Origin of the sequence: Micrococcus sp. TCR-5 (genome assembly GCF_052220525.1) — a bacterium.
GTDB lineage: Bacteria > Actinomycetota > Actinomycetes > Actinomycetales > Micrococcaceae > Micrococcus > Micrococcus luteus.
The window spans coordinates 1-18,394 of sequence record NZ_JBQPDO010000006.1; the positions used below are offsets into that span (position 1 = coordinate 1).

16 protein-coding genes and 1 pseudogene are annotated in these 18,394 nt (G+C 73.1%); 10 read left to right on the forward strand and 7 right to left on the reverse strand.

Features of this window, described 5'->3' with window-relative positions; all coding sequences use genetic code 11:
* Positions 1–103: 103 nt before the first annotated feature.
* Positions 104–652, reverse strand: coding sequence for an Nramp family divalent metal transporter (locus ACTSKS_RS04890; RefSeq protein WP_442927336.1), 549 nt, complete (start codon positions 650–652; stop codon positions 104–106).
* Positions 653–851: 199 nt separating this feature from the next.
* On the opposite strand from ACTSKS_RS04890, the gene ACTSKS_RS04895 reads away from it, so the two are divergent.
* Together ACTSKS_RS04895 and ACTSKS_RS04900 are read left to right on the forward strand one after the other, a co-directional pair.
* Positions 852–1,223, forward strand: a complete 372-nt coding sequence (locus tag ACTSKS_RS04895) for an ectoine synthase (RefSeq protein ID WP_036338798.1) — start codon at positions 852–854, stop codon at positions 1,221–1,223.
* Between the two features lie 83 nt (positions 1,224–1,306).
* On the forward strand, positions 1,307–2,047 hold the full coding sequence (locus ACTSKS_RS04900; RefSeq protein WP_036383960.1) for a YoaK family protein: 741 nt from the start codon (positions 1,307–1,309) through the stop codon (positions 2,045–2,047).
* On the opposite strand, the gene ACTSKS_RS04905 is transcribed toward ACTSKS_RS04900, so the two are convergent.
* Entirely contained in the window at positions 2,022–3,230 is a 1,209-nt protein-coding gene (locus tag ACTSKS_RS04905) for an acyl-CoA dehydrogenase family protein (RefSeq protein WP_036383962.1), read from the reverse strand. The genes ACTSKS_RS04900 and ACTSKS_RS04905 overlap by 26 nt on opposite strands.
* A gap of 150 nt (positions 3,231–3,380) precedes the next feature.
* Here ACTSKS_RS04905 and ACTSKS_RS04910 point away from each other — a divergent pair, with 150 nt between their 5' ends.
* Positions 3,381–5,162 (forward strand): AMP-binding protein, encoded by a 1,782-nt coding sequence (locus ACTSKS_RS04910; RefSeq protein ID WP_119217562.1) that lies wholly within the window; start codon positions 3,381–3,383, stop codon positions 5,160–5,162.
* A gap of 78 nt (positions 5,163–5,240) precedes the next feature.
* Positions 5,241–5,798: a MarR family winged helix-turn-helix transcriptional regulator gene (locus tag ACTSKS_RS04915; RefSeq protein ID WP_036316148.1), complete on the forward strand. Its 558-nt coding sequence runs from the start codon at positions 5,241–5,243 to the stop codon at positions 5,796–5,798.
* 29 nt (positions 5,799–5,827) lie between these two features.
* On the opposite strand, the gene ACTSKS_RS04920 is transcribed toward ACTSKS_RS04915, so the two are convergent.
* Positions 5,828–6,601 (reverse strand): SDR family NAD(P)-dependent oxidoreductase, encoded by a 774-nt coding sequence (locus ACTSKS_RS04920; protein WP_442927337.1) that lies wholly within the window; start codon positions 6,599–6,601, stop codon positions 5,828–5,830.
* 179 nt (positions 6,602–6,780) lie between these two features.
* Between ACTSKS_RS04920 and ACTSKS_RS04925 the strand changes: the two genes are divergently transcribed.
* Genes ACTSKS_RS04925 through ACTSKS_RS04940 form a run of 4 tightly spaced genes read left to right on the forward strand, consistent with a single transcriptional unit; the run spans position 6,781 to position 11,237 of the window.
* Positions 6,781–8,307, forward strand: a complete 1,527-nt coding sequence (locus tag ACTSKS_RS04925; protein WP_135019530.1) for a CoA-acylating methylmalonate-semialdehyde dehydrogenase — start codon at positions 6,781–6,783, stop codon at positions 8,305–8,307.
* 34 nt (positions 8,308–8,341) lie between these two features.
* Positions 8,342–9,259, forward strand: a complete 918-nt coding sequence (gene mmsB / locus ACTSKS_RS04930) for a 3-hydroxyisobutyrate dehydrogenase (RefSeq protein WP_135019531.1) — start codon at positions 8,342–8,344, stop codon at positions 9,257–9,259.
* On the forward strand, positions 9,256–10,053 hold the full coding sequence (locus tag ACTSKS_RS04935) for an enoyl-CoA hydratase (RefSeq protein ID WP_100059002.1): 798 nt from the start codon (positions 9,256–9,258) through the stop codon (positions 10,051–10,053). The genes mmsB and ACTSKS_RS04935 overlap by 4 nt, the downstream gene beginning before the upstream one ends.
* Complete coding sequence (locus tag ACTSKS_RS04940) at positions 10,050–11,237, forward strand: enoyl-CoA hydratase/isomerase family protein (RefSeq protein WP_135019532.1); 1,188 nt, start codon at positions 10,050–10,052, stop codon at positions 11,235–11,237. The genes ACTSKS_RS04935 and ACTSKS_RS04940 overlap by 4 nt, the downstream gene beginning before the upstream one ends.
* Before the next feature lie 88 nt (positions 11,238–11,325).
* On the opposite strand, the pseudogene ACTSKS_RS04945 reads toward ACTSKS_RS04940, so the two are convergent.
* Positions 11,326–12,459 (reverse strand): annotated as a pseudogene (locus tag ACTSKS_RS04945) (acyl-CoA dehydrogenase family protein).
* A gap of 165 nt (positions 12,460–12,624) precedes the next feature.
* Between ACTSKS_RS04945 and ACTSKS_RS04950 the strand changes: the two are divergent.
* On the forward strand, positions 12,625–13,572 hold the full coding sequence (locus ACTSKS_RS04950) for a PaaI family thioesterase (protein WP_078025422.1): 948 nt from the start codon (positions 12,625–12,627) through the stop codon (positions 13,570–13,572).
* A 136-nt stretch (positions 13,573–13,708) separates the two neighbouring features.
* Here the strand turns inward: ACTSKS_RS04950 and ACTSKS_RS04955 are convergent, their stop codons facing one another.
* From ACTSKS_RS04955 to ACTSKS_RS04965, 3 genes are read right to left on the reverse strand one after another with little or no spacing between them, the layout of a single operon-like run.
* Complete coding sequence (locus ACTSKS_RS04955) at positions 13,709–15,400, reverse strand: cytochrome b/b6 domain-containing protein (RefSeq protein ID WP_243733702.1); 1,692 nt, start codon at positions 15,398–15,400, stop codon at positions 13,709–13,711.
* Positions 15,401–15,452: 52 nt separating this feature from the next.
* On the reverse strand, positions 15,453–16,490 hold the full coding sequence (locus tag ACTSKS_RS04960) for an electron transfer flavoprotein subunit alpha/FixB family protein (RefSeq protein WP_144879291.1): 1,038 nt from the start codon (positions 16,488–16,490) through the stop codon (positions 15,453–15,455).
* Positions 16,487–17,269, reverse strand: coding sequence for an electron transfer flavoprotein subunit beta/FixA family protein (locus tag ACTSKS_RS04965; RefSeq protein WP_095347321.1), 783 nt, complete (start codon positions 17,267–17,269; stop codon positions 16,487–16,489). Before ACTSKS_RS04965 ends, ACTSKS_RS04960 begins: the two co-directional genes overlap by 4 nt.
* A 179-nt stretch (positions 17,270–17,448) precedes the next feature.
* Between ACTSKS_RS04965 and ACTSKS_RS04970 the strand changes: the two genes are divergently transcribed.
* On the forward strand, positions 17,449–18,363 hold the full coding sequence (locus ACTSKS_RS04970; RefSeq protein WP_206495840.1) for an NUDIX hydrolase: 915 nt from the start codon (positions 17,449–17,451) through the stop codon (positions 18,361–18,363).
* Positions 18,364–18,394 lie beyond the last annotated feature (31 nt).

Below are 18,394 nucleotides of genomic sequence, written 5' to 3' on the forward strand. Positions count from 1 at the left end.
GTCCGGGTCGGGAGCAACGGGGCGATCAACTCCCATTGGGCGTCGGAGAGCATCTGGAACCGGGACATGTCCCCAGGGTCTCAGCTGACTCGTGCATCTATTCTCAGACACGCCCTAGGACTGCAGTGACGATGAACAGCAGCCCCAATAACCCGACCATGACGGTCAGCACCCGCTCGATCAGTTTGTAGCTGCCTGTCCAGAGCAGAATGCCGATCGTGAGGACGATCCCGATGACGACCACGGGCTGACTGAGTCCGGTCACACTAGTCAAGGCGAGGGCGGTGCCGACTGTGTCACCACCGGCGTAGGACGCCCCTCCGATGCCGATCGCCGCGACGACGAGGATCGCCATGACAAGTCGTGCCGGCACCGAGGAGAACACCTCGCGCAGAGCGTGTCCGAGACTCATGCGGGTCGCGAGGCCCAACCGTCCCGACATCTCCTGCAAGACGATGGTGGCCAAAATTGAGAAGACGACAGCCCAGGCCAGGACGAATCCCTGCTCGGCTCCGGTAACGATGGAGGTTGTGATGGTCCCCGGCCCGATGAAGGACGCGGCGATGATTAGCCCCGGACCGAAACGACTAGGCCTCTCGTCTTGGGGCAACACCTCATTGGAGAACCGGCCATCCCTCGCCTGCGTTGCCATCGCGTCTCCTCCATCTCCGGCCCGCATGGGTCAAGATGAAGCGTATGCCGGGTATGATGCACGTCATAGTGGATCTGGACTATTTCATCCCATATGAGCCCCCACGTGTTGCCCCTTATGGTCTGAGACGGGCATCCCTACGATGGAGCCAGGGCTACGGCCCTTTGCCCGACCCGCAGAGCTCGCCGAAAGGAACGCCATGTACACCCGTAGCCGGAACGACGTCGAGAAGGTCGAGTGGGGCGGAGGCACCTCCGAACGCCTCATCACCGCGAAGGACGAGATGGGTTTCGCCGTCGCCCACACGATCGTGCGCGCCGGATCGTCCTCGAAGCTCCAGTACCGCAACCACAAGGAGGCCTGTTACTGCATCGCGGGCAACGGCTCCGTGGTGGAGCCGGACGGCACCGTCCACGAGATCACGCCGGGTGTCATCTACGTCCTGCCGGACCACGAGCCGCACGACCTGCGCGGCGGCACCGAGGACATGCACCTGATCTCGGTGTTCAACCCCGCCATCACCGGCGACGAGAAGCACACCCTGTCGGAGGACGGCTACTCCAGCTACTGAGCCCGGGCACGGTGACGGGAGGCGTCGACGACGGCGCCTCCCGCGTCGGCGCCGACGGCGGCGTCCGGTCGTAGGGTGGCGGGGTGCTCAACCTGTGCGCCCCCGAGCGCACCGTGCGCCGCAACACCCACCTGGCGCTGGTGCTGACCGCGATCGCGGGGATCCTCAACTCCGTGGGCTTCGTCGCCGTGGCCACGTACACGTCCCACATGACGGGGATCGTGGCGTCCATGGCGGACGCGGCGGTCCTCCACGCCCCGGGTCTGGTCGGCACGGGCCTGCTCGCGCTGGCCATGTTCATCCTGGGCGCGGTCGTCTGCGCGCTGGTGTTCAACTGGGGCCGGGTCAACGGCCTCCGCTCGCGCTACGCCAACATCCTCCTGCTCGAGGGCGTCGGCATGCTGGTGTTCGGCCTGCTCGCCGAGCACGTCCGCGATGCGCACCGGCCGCTGGTCGTGGTGGCCGTGCTGTGCTTCACCATGGGCCTGCAGAACGCCTTGATCACCCGCATCGGGGCGTGGCCGATCCGCACCACGCACGTGACGGGCATGGTCACGGACATCGGCGTCGAGCTCGGCAAGATCCTGTACCGCAACGCGCCCGCGGCCGCGGCCCCCGTCGTCGGGGAACCGCGGCGCGTGGGACTGCTGGCGCTGCTCGTGGCCCTGTTCTTCCTGGGCGGGGTGGCGGGCGCGGCCGGCTACCTCTGGCTGGGCTTCGAGGTGGTCATCCCGGTCGCCGGCGTGCTGCTGCTCATCGCCCACCGCCCGCTGATCCAGGACCTGCAGGACGCGTGGCTCACACGAAGGCCGAGACGCCCGTGAGGGCACGCCCCACGATCAGGGTGTTCATGCCGTAGGAGCCCTCGTAGGAGTAGATGGCCTCCACGTCCCCCATGATCTTGGCGATCTCGTGCTCCGTGAGCAGGCCGTTGCCGCCGAGGGCGTCGCGGGCGAGCGCCGCCGAGGACCGGGCCAGCCGGGTCGAGGTGGCCTTGGCCATCGCCGCGTGCATCATCTCCATCCGCCCCTCCTGCCGCAGGGCGTCCACCTGGAGCATCATCCCGGCGGAGGCGGCCAGGTTGCCGGCGACCTCGGCGATCTGGGCCTGGATCAGCTGGAACGCGGCCAGCGGGCGACCGAACTGCTGCCGCCGCAGCGCGTAGGAGCGCAGCACGTCCAGCACGCCCATCTGCGCGCCGACGCCCTGCCAGCCGACCCACATGCGCGAGTCGCGCAGCAGGGCGCGGGTGGCGGCGAAGGTGGTGGCGCCGGGCAGGATCGCGTCCGTGGGCAGGCGCACGTCCAGGGTGATGTCCGCGTTCTGCATGATCCGCAGGCCCATCTTCCCGCTGATCTTGGTGGCCTCGTAGCCGGGGGTGTCGGTGGGCACCACGAAGCCCTTGATCTCGCCGTCGGCGGTGTCGCGCGCCCAGACGAGCGCGACGTCGGCGATCGTGCCGGCCCCGATCCAGCGCTTGGCGCCGCGGATGACCCACTCGTCGCCGTCGCGGGTGGCGGTGGTGGCGAGGCCTCCGGCGATGTCCGAGCCGTGGTCCGGCTCGGTGAGGCAGAACGCGCCCAGGGCGTCGAAGGATTCGAGGCGCCCCTGCCACGTGGCCTTCTGACGCTCTGAGCCCAGGCCGGCGATCATGCCGAGGTTGAGCTCGTTGTGGATGCCCACGAGGGCGGACAGGGACAGGTCCACACGGGCGATCTCCGCGTGCACGAGCTGCTGGAACAGCGAGGACGAGCCGTCCAGGACGAGGCGCCCCAGACCCAGCTCGGCCAGGCCCGGCAGCAGGTCGAACGCGAACTCCTCGGCGTCCCAGTAGCGGGTCAGGTGTGGCCGCACGCGGGTCTGCAGGTGGTCCTCGATCGCGTCGAGCCGGGCACGCTCGACCGGTTCGAGGCGGTCCCGCAGGCGCAGCAGGTCCACGTGGGGCAGGCCGGGGGGGACGGCGGGCGCGCCGGAGTCGGGGACGGGGCGGTCGGCGATGGCGGTCATGGCTCTCCTTCGGGGGCGGTCCGACGACGGCGGGCGGTTTCGCCGCGAATCCGACTGTAGGACTTCCAACTATCCAGGTCTGCCAGTAGTGTTCCAGATCACAGGCCCCCGGCCAAGGATCCGTTCAGCAGCCATCCCGAGGAGGGACCCATGACCGTCCAGGACCCCACCGCCGTCGCCGCCCCGTCACCGACGGAGGTGTTCCGCGCGGCCCGCGACCTGCTGGTCGAGTGCCAGACCGACTATGAGCGCGCCCGCGCCGAGTTCGAGTGGCCCCGCTTCGAGCACTTCAACTTCGGCTTCGACTGGTTCGACCGCCTGGCCCAGGACCCGGCCCGCGCGGACGTGCCGGCGCTGATCATCGCCGAGGACGACGGGCGCAGCACCGAACGCACCTTCGCCGAGCTCTCCGCGGCCTCCAGCCGGGTGGCGAACTGGCTCTCCGCGCAGGGCCTGCGCCGCGGCGACCGCCTCATCCTGATGCTGAACAACCAGGTGGAGCTGTGGGAGTTCATGCTCGCCTGCATCAAGCTGCGGGTGGTCATGGTGCCCACCACCACGCAGATGACCTCCGGGGACCTCGAGGACCGCGTGACGCGCGCCGGCGCCGCGTGGGCCGTGGCCGGCGCCGAGGACCTGGCCAAGTTCGCCGGCGTCGGCGAGGACCTGCACCTGGTGCACGTGCCGGGCGTCTTCGCGGAGGGCCCGGCGCGCCGCGCCCCCGAGGTCGCCGGCCACACCGTGCTCTCCTACGACGACGCCGACGACGCCGCCACCGAGCTGACCCCGGCCGAGCCGACCCCCGCCGACGAGACGCTGCTCTTCTACTTCACCTCGGGCACCACCTCGAAGCCGAAGCTCGTGGAGCACACCCACACCTCGTACCCGGTCGGCCACCTCACGACGCTCTACTGGATCGGTCTGGAGCCGGGCGACGTGCACCTCAACGTGGCCTCCCCGGGCTGGGCCAAGCACGCGTGGTCCAACTTCTTCGCCCCGTGGATCGCGGAGGCCACGATCTTCGTGCACAACGCCCGCAAGTTCGACCCCGCGGCCCTGATGGCCAACATGGAGCGCTACGGCGTCACGAGCTTCTGCGCCCCGCCCACCGTGTGGCGCATGCTCATCAAGGCGGACCTGGCGCAGCTGACGACCCCGCCGACCAAGACCATCTCCGCGGGCGAGCCGCTCAACGCCGAGGTGATCGACCAGGTGCACAAGGCGTGGGGCACCACGATCCGCGACGGCTTCGGGATGACCGAGACCACCCTGCAGATCGCCAACACCCCGGGCCAGAAGGTCGTCATCGGCTCCATGGGCCGCCCGCTGCCCGGCATGGACGTCACCCTGCTCGACCCGCTCACGGGCCAGGAGGCCGAGGAGGGCGAGATCTGCCTGCGCCTGGACCCGCGTCCGGTGGGCCTGCTGAAGTCCTACTACGGCAACCAGGAGAAGACGGACGAGGTGTTCCGCGACGGCGTGTTCCACACCGGTGACATCGCCCGCCGCGACGAGAACGGCGTGCTGACCTATGTGGGCCGCGCGGACGACGTCTTCAAGTCCTCGGACTACAAGGTGTCCCCGTTCGAGCTGGAGTCGGTGCTGGTCAAGCACCCGGCCGTGATGGAGGGCGCGATCGTCCCCACCCCGGACGAGCTGCGCCTGGCCGTGCCGAAGGCCTTCGTCACCCTCGCCCCGGGCCATGAGCCCACCGCGGAGACCGCCCGGGCGATCCTGCAGTTCACGCTCACCCAGCTGCCCCCGTACAAGCGCATCCGCCGCATCGAGTTCCTCGAGCTGCCGAAGACCATCTCGGGCAAGATCCGCCGCGTGGAGCTGCGCAAGGCCGAGGTCGAGCGCGCCCAGACGGGCGCCGCCCCGGACGGCTACGGCACCGAGTTCCGGGAGGAGGACCTGGACCTGCAGCGCTGACCGGCCGTTCCCCGCCACCGCCCCGTCCGTGTCCGGCGGTGGCGGGGGACCCCCGGTGCGCCGCTAGTCTGGAGCGCCATGAAGAAGCCACCCCTCGCCCAGGACCCCATCCGGGAGGCCGCCCGGAACTGGGAGCGTCACGGATGGGGTGACGTCGCCCGCCCGATGGCCGCCATCACCTCGATCATGCGGGCCCAGCAGATCCTGCTGGGTCGGGCGCAGGCCGCGCTCAAGCCCTACGGGCTCACCTTCGCGCGGTACGAGCTGCTGGCGCTGCTGAACTTCTCGCGCGAGAAGCGGATGCGGATGTCCAAGGCGTCCGCGCTCCTGCAGGTCCACCCCACCTCGGTGACCAATGCGGTGGACCGGCTCGAGGCCGCCGGGCTGGTGGAGCGCACACCCCACGAGTCGGACCGCCGCGCGCTCGTGCTCGCCCTCACGGACGAGGGCCGGCGCGTCGCCGTCGCCGCCACGGAGACGCTCAACGCCGAGGTCTTCGGCCGTTCCGGCTTCGGTCCGGCGGACGTGGACACCCTCATCGACGTCCTCGGCCGGTTCCGCGCCGAGGCCGGCGACTTCCAGGCCGACGGCCCCGACGCCGGCGCGCCCGCGACGGCGGAGCACACCTCCTCCTGACGCGCCCTCCGGCCTCCGGACCGTCCGACTCAGCGGGGCTCGAGGCGCACGGCGCCGTCGAGCCGGATGACCTCGCCGTTCAGGAACGGGTTGGACACGATCTGCTCGACGAGCAGCGCGTAGTCCTCGGGCCGGCCGAGGCGGGCCGGATGCGGGGTCTTGGTGGACAGCGCCTCGCGGGCGGCCTCGGGCAGGCCGGCCATCATGGGCGTCTCCATCAGACCGGGGGCGATCGTGACCACGCGGATCTGCGAGGAGGCGAGCTCGCGGGCCGCGGGCAGGGTCAGCGCGACCACGGCGCCCTTGGAGGCGGAGTACGCGATCTGGCCGATCTGCCCGTCGTAGGCCGCCACGGAGGCGGTATTGACGATGACGCCGCGGTCCTCGCCGAGCGGCTCCTGCGCCTTCATCGCGGCGGCGGCCTGGGCCATCATCGACACGGTGCCGACCGCGTTGATCGCCAGGACCCGGCTCAGCACCTCGGCGGGCAGCGGCCCGTCGCGACCCACGAGCTTGCCCGGCGTCGCCACGCCGGCGCAGTTGACCAGCACCCGCAGCGGCCCGGCCTCCAGCGCGGCGGCCACGGCCTCCCGGGCGGTGTCCTCGGCGGTGACGTCGCCCGTCACGAAGCGCGTGCGGGGGCCGAGGGCGGCCACGGCGTCGGCACGGACGGTCTCGCCCTCGCGGTCCGGCAGGTCGACCACCACGACGGCGGCGCCCGCGTCCGCCAGGCGGCGGGCGGTGGCATGGCCGAGGCCCGAGGCCCCGCCGGTGACGATCGCGCTCTGGTTCGACAGGTCCATGGGCGGACCCTCCCTTCCTCCTCGGGATACCCCCCGAGTTCGATAGTTGCATGTCCTACGTTCTCATCTTAGATTAGCGGATGAGTAACCCAGATCACACGCACGGCCGGGCCCGCCCCGCCCGCCGTGGGCGGCGCCGCCCGGCGTCCGCCTTCCGCCTGGACCCGCGAGGAGCCCCCATGTCCGAGAAGACCGCGCCCACCGAGACCGCCCCCGTGATCCCCCACTTCGTGCACGGCGAGCGGCGCGAGGGCGCCTCCGGCCGGCACGGCGACGTCTACCACCCGGCCACGGGCGGCGTGGCGGGGCGCGTGCCGCTGGCCTCCGCCGAGGAGATCGACGCCGCCCTGGCCTCCGCCGAGGAGGGCTTCGCCGCGTGGTCGAGGCTGAACCCGCAGCGCCGCGGCCGCATCCTGCTGCGCTGGGTCGACCTGATCAACGAGAACATGGACGAGCTGGCCACCGTGCTCGCCCAGGAGCACGGCAAGACCTTCCCGGACGCCCAGGGCGACATCCAGCGCGGCATCGAGGTCGTGGAGTTCGCCGCGGGCGCCCCGCACCTGCTCAAGGGTGAGTTCACCGCCGACGCGGGCACCGGCATCGACGTGCACTCCATCCGCCAGCCGCTCGGCGTGGCCGTGGGCATCACGCCCTTCAACTTCCCGGCGATGATCCCGCTGTGGAAGGCCGGCATCGCCCTGGCGGCGGGCAACGCCTTCGTCCTCAAGCCCTCCGAGCGCGACCCCTCCGTCCCGGTGCGCCTGGCCGAGATGGCCCTCGAGGCCGGCATGCCCGCCGGCGCCCTCAACGTGGTGCACGGCGACAAGGCCGCCGTGGACGCGCTCATCGAGGACCCGCGCGTCAAGGCCGTCGGCTTCGTCGGCTCCACCCCGATCGCGCAGTCCATCTACGCCCACGCCGGCCGCATGGGCAAGCGCGCGCAGTGCTTCGGCGGGGCCAAGAACCACGCCGTGGTCATGCCGGACGCGGACCTCGAGATGACCGCCGACGCCCTGGTCGGCGCCGCCTTCGGCTCCGCCGGCGAGCGCTGCATGGCGATCTCCGTGGCCGTCCCGGTCGGCGAGGAGACCGCCGACCGCCTGATCGCGCTGCTCCGCGAGCGCATCAAGGACCTCAGGGTCGGCCCGTCGCTCGAGGCGTCCTCGGACTTCGGCCCCGTCGTCTCGAAGGACGCGAAGGAGCGCATCGAGGGCTACATCGCGGCCGGCGTCGAGGCGGGCGCCGACCTGGTCGAGGACGGCCGGGGCGTCGTCGTCGAGGGCCACGAGGACGGCTTCTACGTGGGCGCCACCCTGTTCGACCGCGTCACCCCGGAGATGAGCATCTATCGCGAGGAGATCTTCGGCCCGGTGCTCTCCGTGGTCCGCGCGAAGGACTACGAGGAGGCGCTCACGCTCGTGAACGAGCACGAGTTCGGCAACGGCGTGGCCATCTTCACCCGCGACGGCGACGCCGCCCGCGACTTCTCCACCCGCGTGGACACCGGCATGGTCGGCGTGAACGTGCCGATCCCCGTGCCGATCGCCTACTACACCTTCGGCGGCTGGAAGGCCTCCGGCTTCGGCGACCTGAACCAGCACGGCACGGACGGGCTGAAGTTCTACACCAAGACGAAGACCGTCACCACACGCTGGCCCTCCGGCGTGCGCGAGGGCGCCAGCTTCGTGATGCCGGCCGGCTCCTGACCGCCCCGCAGCCCGTCCCGACCAGGAGGACCCCATGACCACCGTTCTGTTCCTCGGCCTCGGCCACATGGGCGGCCCCATGGCCGCCAACCTCGCCGCCGCGGGCCACCGCGTGCTCGGCTTCGACCTCGTCCCCGAGGCCCTCGAGAAGGCCCGTGCGGCCGGCGTCGAGACCGTCACGGACACGGCCGCGGCGGCCGCGGAGGCCGACGTCGTGCTGACCATGCTCCCCCACGGACGCCTGGTGCTGGACGTCTACCGGGGTGAGGACGGCGACGGCGGCCTGCTCGCCGCCGCCCGGCCCGGCACCGTGTTCCTGGACTGCTCGACCATCGACGTCGCCGAGGCCCGCGAGGCGGCCGCGGCGGCGGAGGCGGCGGGCATGCGGGCGGCCGACGCGCCGGTCTCGGGCGGCCAGGTGGGCGCCGAGGCCGGCACCCTCGCCTTCATGGTGGGCGCCTCGGACGAGGTGTACGCCGAGGTGCTGCCGCTGCTCGAGGTCATGGGCGCGCGAATCGTGCACTGCGGGGCCGCCGGCCTGGGCCAGGCCGCGAAGATCTGCAACAACATGGTGCTGGGGGTCACGCAGATCGCCGTCGCCGAGGCCTTCGTCCTGGGCGAGCGCCTGGGCCTGCAGCACCAGGCCCTGTACGACGTGATGAGCAAGGCCTCCGGGCAGTGCTGGTCCCTGACCACCAACTGCCCGGTGCCCGGCCCCGTCCCCGGCTCCCCCGCGAACCGGGACTTCCAGCCCGGCTTCGCCGGCGCCCTGATGGCCAAGGACCTCGGGCTCGCGCTCGCGGCCCTGGACGAGCAGGACGTGGCGGCCGACCTGGGCCGCCTCGCGCAGGCCAAGTACGCCGAGTACGCCGCCGGAGAAGGCGCCGCCCGCGACTTTTCCGGCATCATCGAGGACATCCGAGCATCCCACACGGACAGGAGCGAGGCATGAGCGAGCAGACCACCCCGGACGGCGCCGAGTCGCCGATCATCGTGGAGCGGCAGGGCCGGGTCGGCCACATCCGCCTGAACCGGCCGAAGGCCCTGAACGCGCTGAACGAGGCGACGATGCGCGCCGTCGTCGCGGCGGTACAGGAGCTGGACACCGACCCGGAGATCGGGGCGATCCTGCTCTCCGGCTCCCCCAAGGCGTTCGCCGCCGGTGCGGACATCAAGGAGATGGCCACCAAGGAGTTCTCCGAGATGTACGCGGCCGACTGGTTCGCCGGCTGGGACGGGCTCACCCGTGCCCGCACCCCCATCGTGGCGTGCGTGACCGGCTACGCCCTCGGGGGCGGCTGCGAGCTGGCCATGATGGCCGATGTGCTCGTGGCCGGCGAGGGCGCGAAGTTCGGCCAGCCCGAGATCAACCTCGGCGTCATCCCCGGCATGGGCGGCTCCCAGCGCCTGACCCGCGCCGTGGGCAAGGCGAAGGCCATGGACATGATCCTCACCGGCCGCATGATCGGGGCGGAGGAGGCCGAGCGCATCGGACTCGTCTCCCGCGTGGTGGCCGACGAGAAGGCCCTCGAGGAGGCGCTGGAGGTGGCCGCGACCATCGCGTCCAAGTCCAAGCCGGCCTCCTGGATGGCCAAGGAGGCCGTCAACGCCGCGTTCGAGACCACGCTCGCCCAGGGCATCGCCTTCGAGCGCCGCGTGTTCCACGCCGCGTTCGCCACGGCGGACCAGAAGGAGGGCATGGACGCGTTCGCGGCGAAGCGCGAGGCGGGGTGGCAGCACCGATGAGCGACGCGCAGACCACGGCGACGACGGCCCCCGCGGCCGGGCAGGACGGCGCGGCGGACGAGGTGCTCCTCGAGGTCCGCGACGGCCTCGGCCGCATCACGCTGAACCGTCCGCGCGCCCTGAACGCGCTGACGCAGGACATGGTCCGGGCGATCGACGCGGCCCTGACCGACTGGGCCGCGGACCCCGCCGTGCGCGGCGTGCTGATCCGCGGCGCCGGGGAGAAGGGACTGTGCGCCGGCGGCGACGTCGTCTCCCTGCGCGCCTCCCTCCTGGCGGGGCGGTTCGCGGAGGCCGAGGAGTTCTTCCGCGACGAGTACGCGATGAACGAGCGCATCGCCGCCTACCCCAAGCCGTACGTGGCCTTCATGGACGGCGTCGTCCTGGGCGGCGGCATGGGCGTGTCCGCGCACGGCTCGCACCGTGTGGCCACCGAGCGGACGCGCGCCGGCATGCCCGAGACGGCGATCGGGTTCACCCCCGACGTCGGCGGCTCCTTCCACCTCGCCCGCGCACCCTTCCAGGCGGGCCGGCACCTGGCCGCGACCTCGGCGCACGCCTCCGGGTCCGACGCGGTGGCCCTGGGCCTGGCGGACGTCTTCGTGGAGTCCGCCCGGCTGGACGAGCTCGAGCAGGCCCTCGCCGCGGCGTTCGGCGCCCTCGGCCCGGCCGCGGACGCGGGCGCGCGCGACGAGGCCGCCTTCGCCGCCGCCGACGAGGTGCTGGCCCGGTTCGCGGTGGCCGAGGACGCACAGCCCGCCTCCGCGCTGGTGGCCGGCCGGGAGTGGATCGAGGACGTCTACGACCGGGAGACGGCCGCCGAGGTCCTCGCCGCCCTGGACGAGCGCGCCGCCGCGGGCGGGGAGCACGCCGAGGCCGCGGGGCAGGCCGCCGAGGCCATCCGCACCAAGTCCCCGACCGCCGTCGCCGTGGCCCACGAGGCCCAGCGCCGGCTGGCCGCGCGCGGAGCGGACCTGACCGTGGCCGACGCACTGCGCCAGGAGTTCACGATCGCCACCCACCTGATGCGCGAGCCGGACATGGCCGAGGGCATCCGCGCGCTGCTCGTGGACAAGGACAAGGATCCGACGTGGAGCCCGGCCCGGCTCGAGGACGTCTCGACCGAGGACGTGGCCGGGCACTTCGAGCCCGTGTCCGGGGTGGACCCGCTGCAGCTCGGCTGAGCCCGCCCCGACGGACCGCGCCCCGTGGTCACGTGTGGGGACCGCGGGGCGCCGTGCTGGGTGGGGCGACCGGGTGGGGCCCCCGACGTCAGCCGATCAGGCCGCGGCCCACGATCATGCGCATGATCTCGTTGGAGCCCTCGAGGATCCGGTGCACGCGCAGGTCCCGGACGAGCTTCTCCACGCCGTATTCGTGCAGGTAGCCGTAGCCGCCGTGCAGCTGCAGGGCGGTGTCGGCGGCCTCGTAGCCGGACTCGGTGGCCACGAGCTTGGCCATGGCGCACAGGCGCACGGTGTCCGGGTCGTTGCGGTCCAGGGCGTCCGCGGCGCGCATGAGCATCGTGTGGGCGGTCTCCAGCTTCACGGACATGTCCGCGAGCTCGAAGACGAGGGCCTGCTTGGTGGTGAGCGGCTCGCCGAACGCGCTGCGCTCCTTGAGGTAGCGGGTGGCCTTGTCCAGGGCGGCCAGGCCGCCGCCGATCGAGCAGGCGCCGATGTTCAGGCGGCCGCCGTTGAGGCCCTTCATGGCGATGCGGAAGCCGTCGCCCTCCTCGCCGAGGCGGTCGGCCACGGGCACGCGGACGTCCTCGAAGATCACCTGGCGCGTGGGCTGGGTGTGCCAGCCCATCTTCTTCTCGCTGGGGCCGAAGGACAGGCCGGGGGTGTCCTTGTGGACCACGACGGCGGAGATCCCCCGGGCGCCCGTGTCCGCGGTGCGGCACATGACCACGTAGTAGCCGGAGGAGCCGGCGCCGGAGATGAACTGCTTGACGCCGTTGAGGACGTAGTGGTCGCCGTCGCGGACGGCGCGGGTCTTCAGCGCGGCCGCGTCCGAGCCGGCGCCGGGTTCGGTGAGGCAGTAGCTGGCCAGGTGCTCCATGCCCACGAGGTCGGGGATCCAGCGGGCGCGCTGCTCGTCGCTGCCGAAGGAGTCGATCATCCAGGCGACCATGTTGTGGATGGAGATGTAGGCGGCGAAGGCCGGGTCCGCCTTGGCGAGCTCCTCGAAGATCAGGATCGCGTCCGTGCGCGCCAGGCCGGTGCCGCCGTGCTCCTCCCCCACGTAGATGCCGCCCAGGCCGAGCTCGCCGGCCTCGGCGAGGACGTCCACCGGGAAATGCTACTCGGCGTCCCAGTCGAGGGCGTGCGGGGCGACGCGCTGCTCGGCCAAGTCGCGGACGGCGTCGACCAGGGCCTTCTGGTCGTCGGTGATGGGGAACATGGGTTCGTCCTCCTGGGGCTCGGGCCGGCCGCGCGGGCGGTCCACGACGGGGTGGTGCGGGGGTGACACCGCGGGCGGCGACAGGGTGTGACTGTCGTCACCATGATAATAGGACATCCAATGATTTGCCGTGTCGCCACCGGGCCGTGGGCTAGCGTGCTCCCCGTGCAGACCACCACCAGCCCCACCGCGGACTCGCCCACCGGCCCCCGCTCCCACCCCTCCGGCCGCACGGAACAGCTGTTCGGCATCCGCCGCCACGCGCTGATGACCGAGCGGGACGGCGCCCTCAACCCGGCCGCGTTCGAGGTCGGCCCGTGGTGCCTCGACCTGGACGGCCGGCCCACCGGCGCGGCGGCCACCGTGATCATGGACAACGCCACCGCGGTGGCCGTGCACCACGCGGCCCGGGACATCGAGACCGTGGTCACCACCGAGCTGCAGGTCAACGTGCTCGGCCCGCTGCCCGCCTTCGACGCGGCGGCCGTCACGGCCGGGGACGAGGACGGCCCGCTGCTGGAGTGCTGGACCCGCCCGCTGGCCTGGGATGCTGCCGGCGGCGTGGCCCGCGCGTGGCTCGAGGACGCGGACGGGCGTCGCGTGGTCGAGGCGACCGGCTGGTTCCAGTCGGTGCCGGCCGGAGCGCCGGAGCGGATGGCCGAGTTCGTCGCCGCCGGACGGCTGCCCCGCGGGGCCGAGACCCGCGTGCCCATGCCGGGGCTGCTGGCCGCCCGCCCCGAGTCGTTGCCGACGGCCGATCCGGACGTGCGCCCCGCCGTCGACGCCGCGGCGACCGCGGGCGCCCGCTTCGCCCCGAAGCCGGAGCTGGCCAACCCGTCGGGCGCCGTCCACGGCGGGGCCATGACGCTGCGGGCGGTCACCGCCGCGCAGGCGGCCATGCCGGACCGCGAGCGCTACGACGTCCAGGCCGTGCGCGTGGTGTTCGTGCGCCCGGGCCACGGCGAGATGGTCGCCCTCACGCGGGTGCGGCACGCCGGCCGGTCCCTGCGCCTCGTGGACGTGGACCTCGTGCCGGTCGGCGCCGACGGCGTCCCCGTGGCCGACAAGCCGATGGTCCAGGTGCAGGTCACCTTCCGCGCTGCCCGGAGCTGACGCTCCGCACGCCCGAGCACCCGAGCGCTTTCGAACGTGAGAAAGGGCCTATCTCACGTTCGAAAGCGCTCATTCCCCCGAGATCACGTTCGAAAGTCCCGGGTGGAGGAGGAGGGGCCGTCGTCGTGCGGCCGGCTCAGCGGCCCACGGTGCCGAACCGGGAGGCCACGGGGGCCGTGAAGGCGGGCTTCAGGAAGAACCACGCGGCGGCGGTGACCGCCACGCTCACGAGGAACACCACGAGGCCCCACGCGTCGGTGGCACCGCCCCGCGAGGTGTACATGTGGTTCAAGTTCGTCAGCAGGCCCGTGAAGGCCACGAGGAACACGTGCACCACGATGAACGCCACGAAGAAGACCATCACCGGGAAGTGCACCTTGCGGGCCACCTCCATGGGGAACGCCTTGTTCAGTCCCTTGGCCTCCGTGGGGAACCACGAGGACATGCGCCAGCCCGTGAGGGCGGCGAGCGGGGCGGCCACGAACACCACCAGCGCGTAGGAGAGCATCTGCAGCGCGTTGTAGTGCACCCAGCCGTTCTCCGTGGGCCAGTCCAGGGACAGGTACTGGATGCCGGCGGACAGGGCGTGCTGGAACACGTGCGGGTCCGTGGGCACGATCCGCGCCCAGTGGCCGGTGACGATCAGCAGCACCACGAAGATCACGCCGTTGAGCAGCCACAGCGCGTCGAGGGCCTGGTGCGTCCAGATGGTGAGCGAGAACTTCTTCGGGGTGTTGCCCCGCGCGGAGAACAGGCCGTCCTTCGTCGGAGTGAAGTTGGCCGGCGGCCGCGTCTCGTGACGGATCTGCAGGCCCGTCCGGATGATCAGCACCATCAGGAACATGTTCAGGAAGTGCTGCCAGCCCATCCACCAGGGCATCCCCTCGGGGGTGCCCTCGGGCAGGACCGGGTGCCCGTCGTAGGTCGCGATGAAGTCCGCCACCGGGTCGAGGCTCCGCAGCCAGCGTCCGGCCAGCACTGCGAGCAGCGCCAGCACGACGACGCCGGCCACCGCCGGCAGCGCCTTGCGCAGGCGGGACGGGGCGGCGGATTCGGCGGCGTCCGTCTCCGCGGCCCGAGCGGGCGTGCCGGTGGCGGCCCCGGGGGCGGCCCGGGGCGGCTGCGCGGTGGAGGCCGGCGGGGCCGAACGGGTGTCCGGCGCGGTGGGAGCCGGCTCCGCAGCCGGCGCCGCGGCCACGGGGGCGGCGACGGCCGGTTCCGCATCGGCCGGCTCCGCGGCGGCGGGCTCGGCGGTGGCCGGCTCGGCGACGACCTCCTGCGCCGCCGTCTCCGGCGCGGTGGGGCCGCCCACGGCGGCGAGCTCGGTGAACCACTCCCCCTCCCGGGCGAACGGCACGTACCCGGCCATGCGTCGCCGCTTCGCGAGCGGCACGAGGTCGGACTCCACGGGAGCGCCCACCCCGGCCGCGGCCGGCGCACCGGTCGCGGAGGCGACGACGGCCGCCACGTCCGGCACGACGGGCTCGGTCTCCGCGGGTGCGGGGGCCCGCGTCGGGGACGCCGAGGCGGCGATCGGCTCGGGCGCGACGGACCGCGCCGGGGCGGCGGCCGGGATCGATCCCGCGGCCGGGGCGGGGGCGCCGCCGAGCCACTCGGCCTCGCGGGCGAACGGGACGTACCCGGCCATGCGGCGTCGCGCGGACAGGGGCGTGAGGCCCGACGTCGGCGCGGTCGGCGCCACCGGGACGGCGGCCGCGGCCGAGGCGGGGGCCGCCGTCGTGGTGTCCTGCGCCGGGGCGGGGGCGGGCTCGGTCTCGGCCGGGGCGCCCTTCAGGGGGACGTAGCCGGCCATTCGCTGCTTGGGCATGCTTCTCCTCGTCCGAGGGGCGCGGTCCGCAGCGGACCGCGCCCGCACCGGTTCAGCCGCGGCGGGTGCGCAGCTGCTCGATGACCTGCGGGACCACCTGGAAGATGTCCCCGACCACGCCGAAGTCGGCGTGCTCGAAGATCTCGGCGTCCTCGTTCTTGTCGATCGCCACGATGGTCTTGGCGGTCTTCATGCCGGCCAGGTGCTGGATGGCGCCGGAGATGCCGAGGGCGATGTACAGGTTCGGGGACACGATCACGCCGGTCTGGCCCACCTGGCGCTCGGCCGCGGTGTAGCCGGAGTCGACGGCGGCACGCGAGGCGCCCACGGCGGCGCCGAGCTCGTCGGCGAGCTGCTCGACGATCGCGAAGCCCTCCTCGGAGCCCACGCCGCGACCGCCGGCGACGACGGTCTTCGCGCCGCGCAGGGGCGGACGGGCGGAGTTCTGCGTGCGGGCGTTCACCTCGAGCACCCGGGCGCCGGCGGTCACCGGGCCGAGCTCGGCGGCGGCCAGCTCCACGACCTCGGGCGCCTCGACGGCCGGGGCCCGGTCCGCGACGGCGCCGGGGCGCACGGTGATGATCCGGGGGCCGCCCTCGCCGGTGGACTCGCTGAGGTAGTCGCCGCCGAACACGGAGTGGCGGGCGATGACCTCGTCGTCGGCCCAGCGCAGCCCCACGGCATCCGCGCAGACGGGGCCGCGGGCGCGGACGGACAGGCGGCCGGCCACCGCGCGGGACTCGGGGCTGCTGGAGATCAGCACGGCCACGGGCGCGGTGCGGGCGGCCGCGGCGGCGAGGGCCTGCACGGCGGCGTCGCCGAGGGTGGTGGCGGCGTCGTCGGCCACGAGGACGTGGACGCGCGTGGCGCCGTACTCCCCCAGACGGGCGACGGCGGCGTCCCTGCCCTCCGCGCCGGTCACGAGGACGGCCTCGGGCACGCCCACGGTTGCGGCGGCGCCGAGCAGCTCGGCCACGACCGGGCGGAGCGCGCCGTCCGCGCCGATCTCGGCGTGCACCAGCACGGTCTGACCGCTGTTCGCGGCGTCGGTCTGCGTCGTCATCTCGGTCTCCTCCACGTTCGCGCTCACACGAGCCCCCGACCCGCGAGGAACTCCACCAGCCGCTCGGCGGCGGTGCCGTCGTCGGTGATCTTCTCGCCCGCGGCACGCTCGGGACGCGTGTCCGCCGAGACCATCACGGAGCGGTAGGCGGCCTCGGCCGGGCCCGCGGCGATGCCGAGGTCGGCCAGGGACAGCACGGTGAGCGGCTTCTTCTTGGCCGCCATGATGTTCTTGAAGTTCGGGAACCGCGGCTCCGCGGTCTTCTCCGTCAGGCCCGCCACGGCGGGCAGGGCGACGGCGGCGCGCACGTCCGCGTCCGAGGTCGCCACGGTGCCGGTCAGCTCGCCGTCGGCCAGCTCGGGGGCCTCGGCGTGCGGCAGGTAGGGCCGGTCCAGGAGCTCGGCGACCATGGCCGGCACCACGCCGGTGCCGCCGTCCGTGGACAGCGTGCCGGCGAGCACGAGGTCGGCGCCCTCCTTCTCGACGGCCGCGGCGATCACGCGGGCCGTCTCCACGGCGTCCGAGCCGACGAGCGCGTCGTCGGTGATCTGCACGGCGGAGTCCGCGCCCATGGCCAGCATCTTGCGCAGGGTCTTCGAGGAGTCCTCGGGGCCCACCGTCAGGGCCACGACCTCGACGTCCGCGCCGGCGTCCCGCCAGCCCAGGGCGACCTCCATGACGCGCTCACTGATCTCGTCCGGCACGGGCTCGGCCGCGCCGTCGCGCACCACCCAGCCGGTCTCCAGGCTCAGCTCACGCTCCTGCCACGTGTCCGGCACCTGCTTGGCCAGCACCAGGATCTTCACGGCCTCTCCTCCTTGGGTCGCGGTCTCGCCCCGGGGCCTCCGCCCCGAGCACGGTGACTTACGCTACAGACTACGGGTCCGCGCACGTCCGGGCCGCATGACCCCCGCGCGGGAGCGGCCGGGGCCGCCGTCGTCGGCCCGTGCGTCCGGACCATGATCGCCCGAACCGAGGAGGCACCGTGAGCCCCGCCGCCCCGCCCGCCGAGCCGCCGGCCGCCGAGGACCGGCCCCGGGTCCCGGCGGTGCCCGCCTCCTCCCTCGTGCTGGTCCGGCCCGGGGCCAGCGGCGAGATCTCGGTGTTCACCGTCCGCCGCGCCGGGACCATGGCCTTCAGCGCCCACGCCACGGCCTTCCCCGGCGGCCGCGTGGACCCCGCGGACGACCTGCCGGACCGGCTGTGGGAGGGCACGGATCTGGCCGACTGGGGCCGGCGCCTGGGGCTGCCGCGCGAACCCGTGGACGCCCACGGCACCCTCACGGAGCTCGACCCCGCCGAGGGCGCCGGTCGCGTGCTGGCCGCCGCCGTCCGCGAGACGTTCGAGGAGACCGGAGTGCTCCTGGCCCGGGACGCCGTCACCGGCACTCCCGTGGACCCGGCCCGGGTGGCCGCGTTCCCCGACGAGCTGCGCGACGCCGTCGAGCGCCACGAGGTGGACTTCGGGGAGCTGCTCGACCGCGAGGGGCTGCGCCCCGACGCCGGCGCGCTCGTGCCGTGGTCCCGGTGGATCACCCCGCACGGGGGCCCGCGCCGCTACGACACGTTCTTCTTCGCCGTCCACCTGCCGCAGGGTCAGTCCCCCGAGCGGATGTCCTCCGAGGCGGCCAGCCACGGCTGGGCGTCCCCCGCCGAGCTGCTGCGCCGCTTCCGGGCCGGCAAGGTCAACCTGATGGCCCCCACATGGTGGCAGCTGCGCACCCTGGTCGACGCCGGCGAGGACATCCACGCGGGCCGCTCCCGGTTCGAGCCCCTCGAGGGGGTCATGCTCGTGGCCGGGCAGGGGCCCGTGTTCCCCCACGCGGACGAGTATCTGCGTGACCTGACGGCGTTCCGCGCGGCCGCGCAGGTGGAGGAGTCCAAGGACAACATCCTCTGAGCGCTCCCGGCTCCGGGCCGTGCGGTGGGTG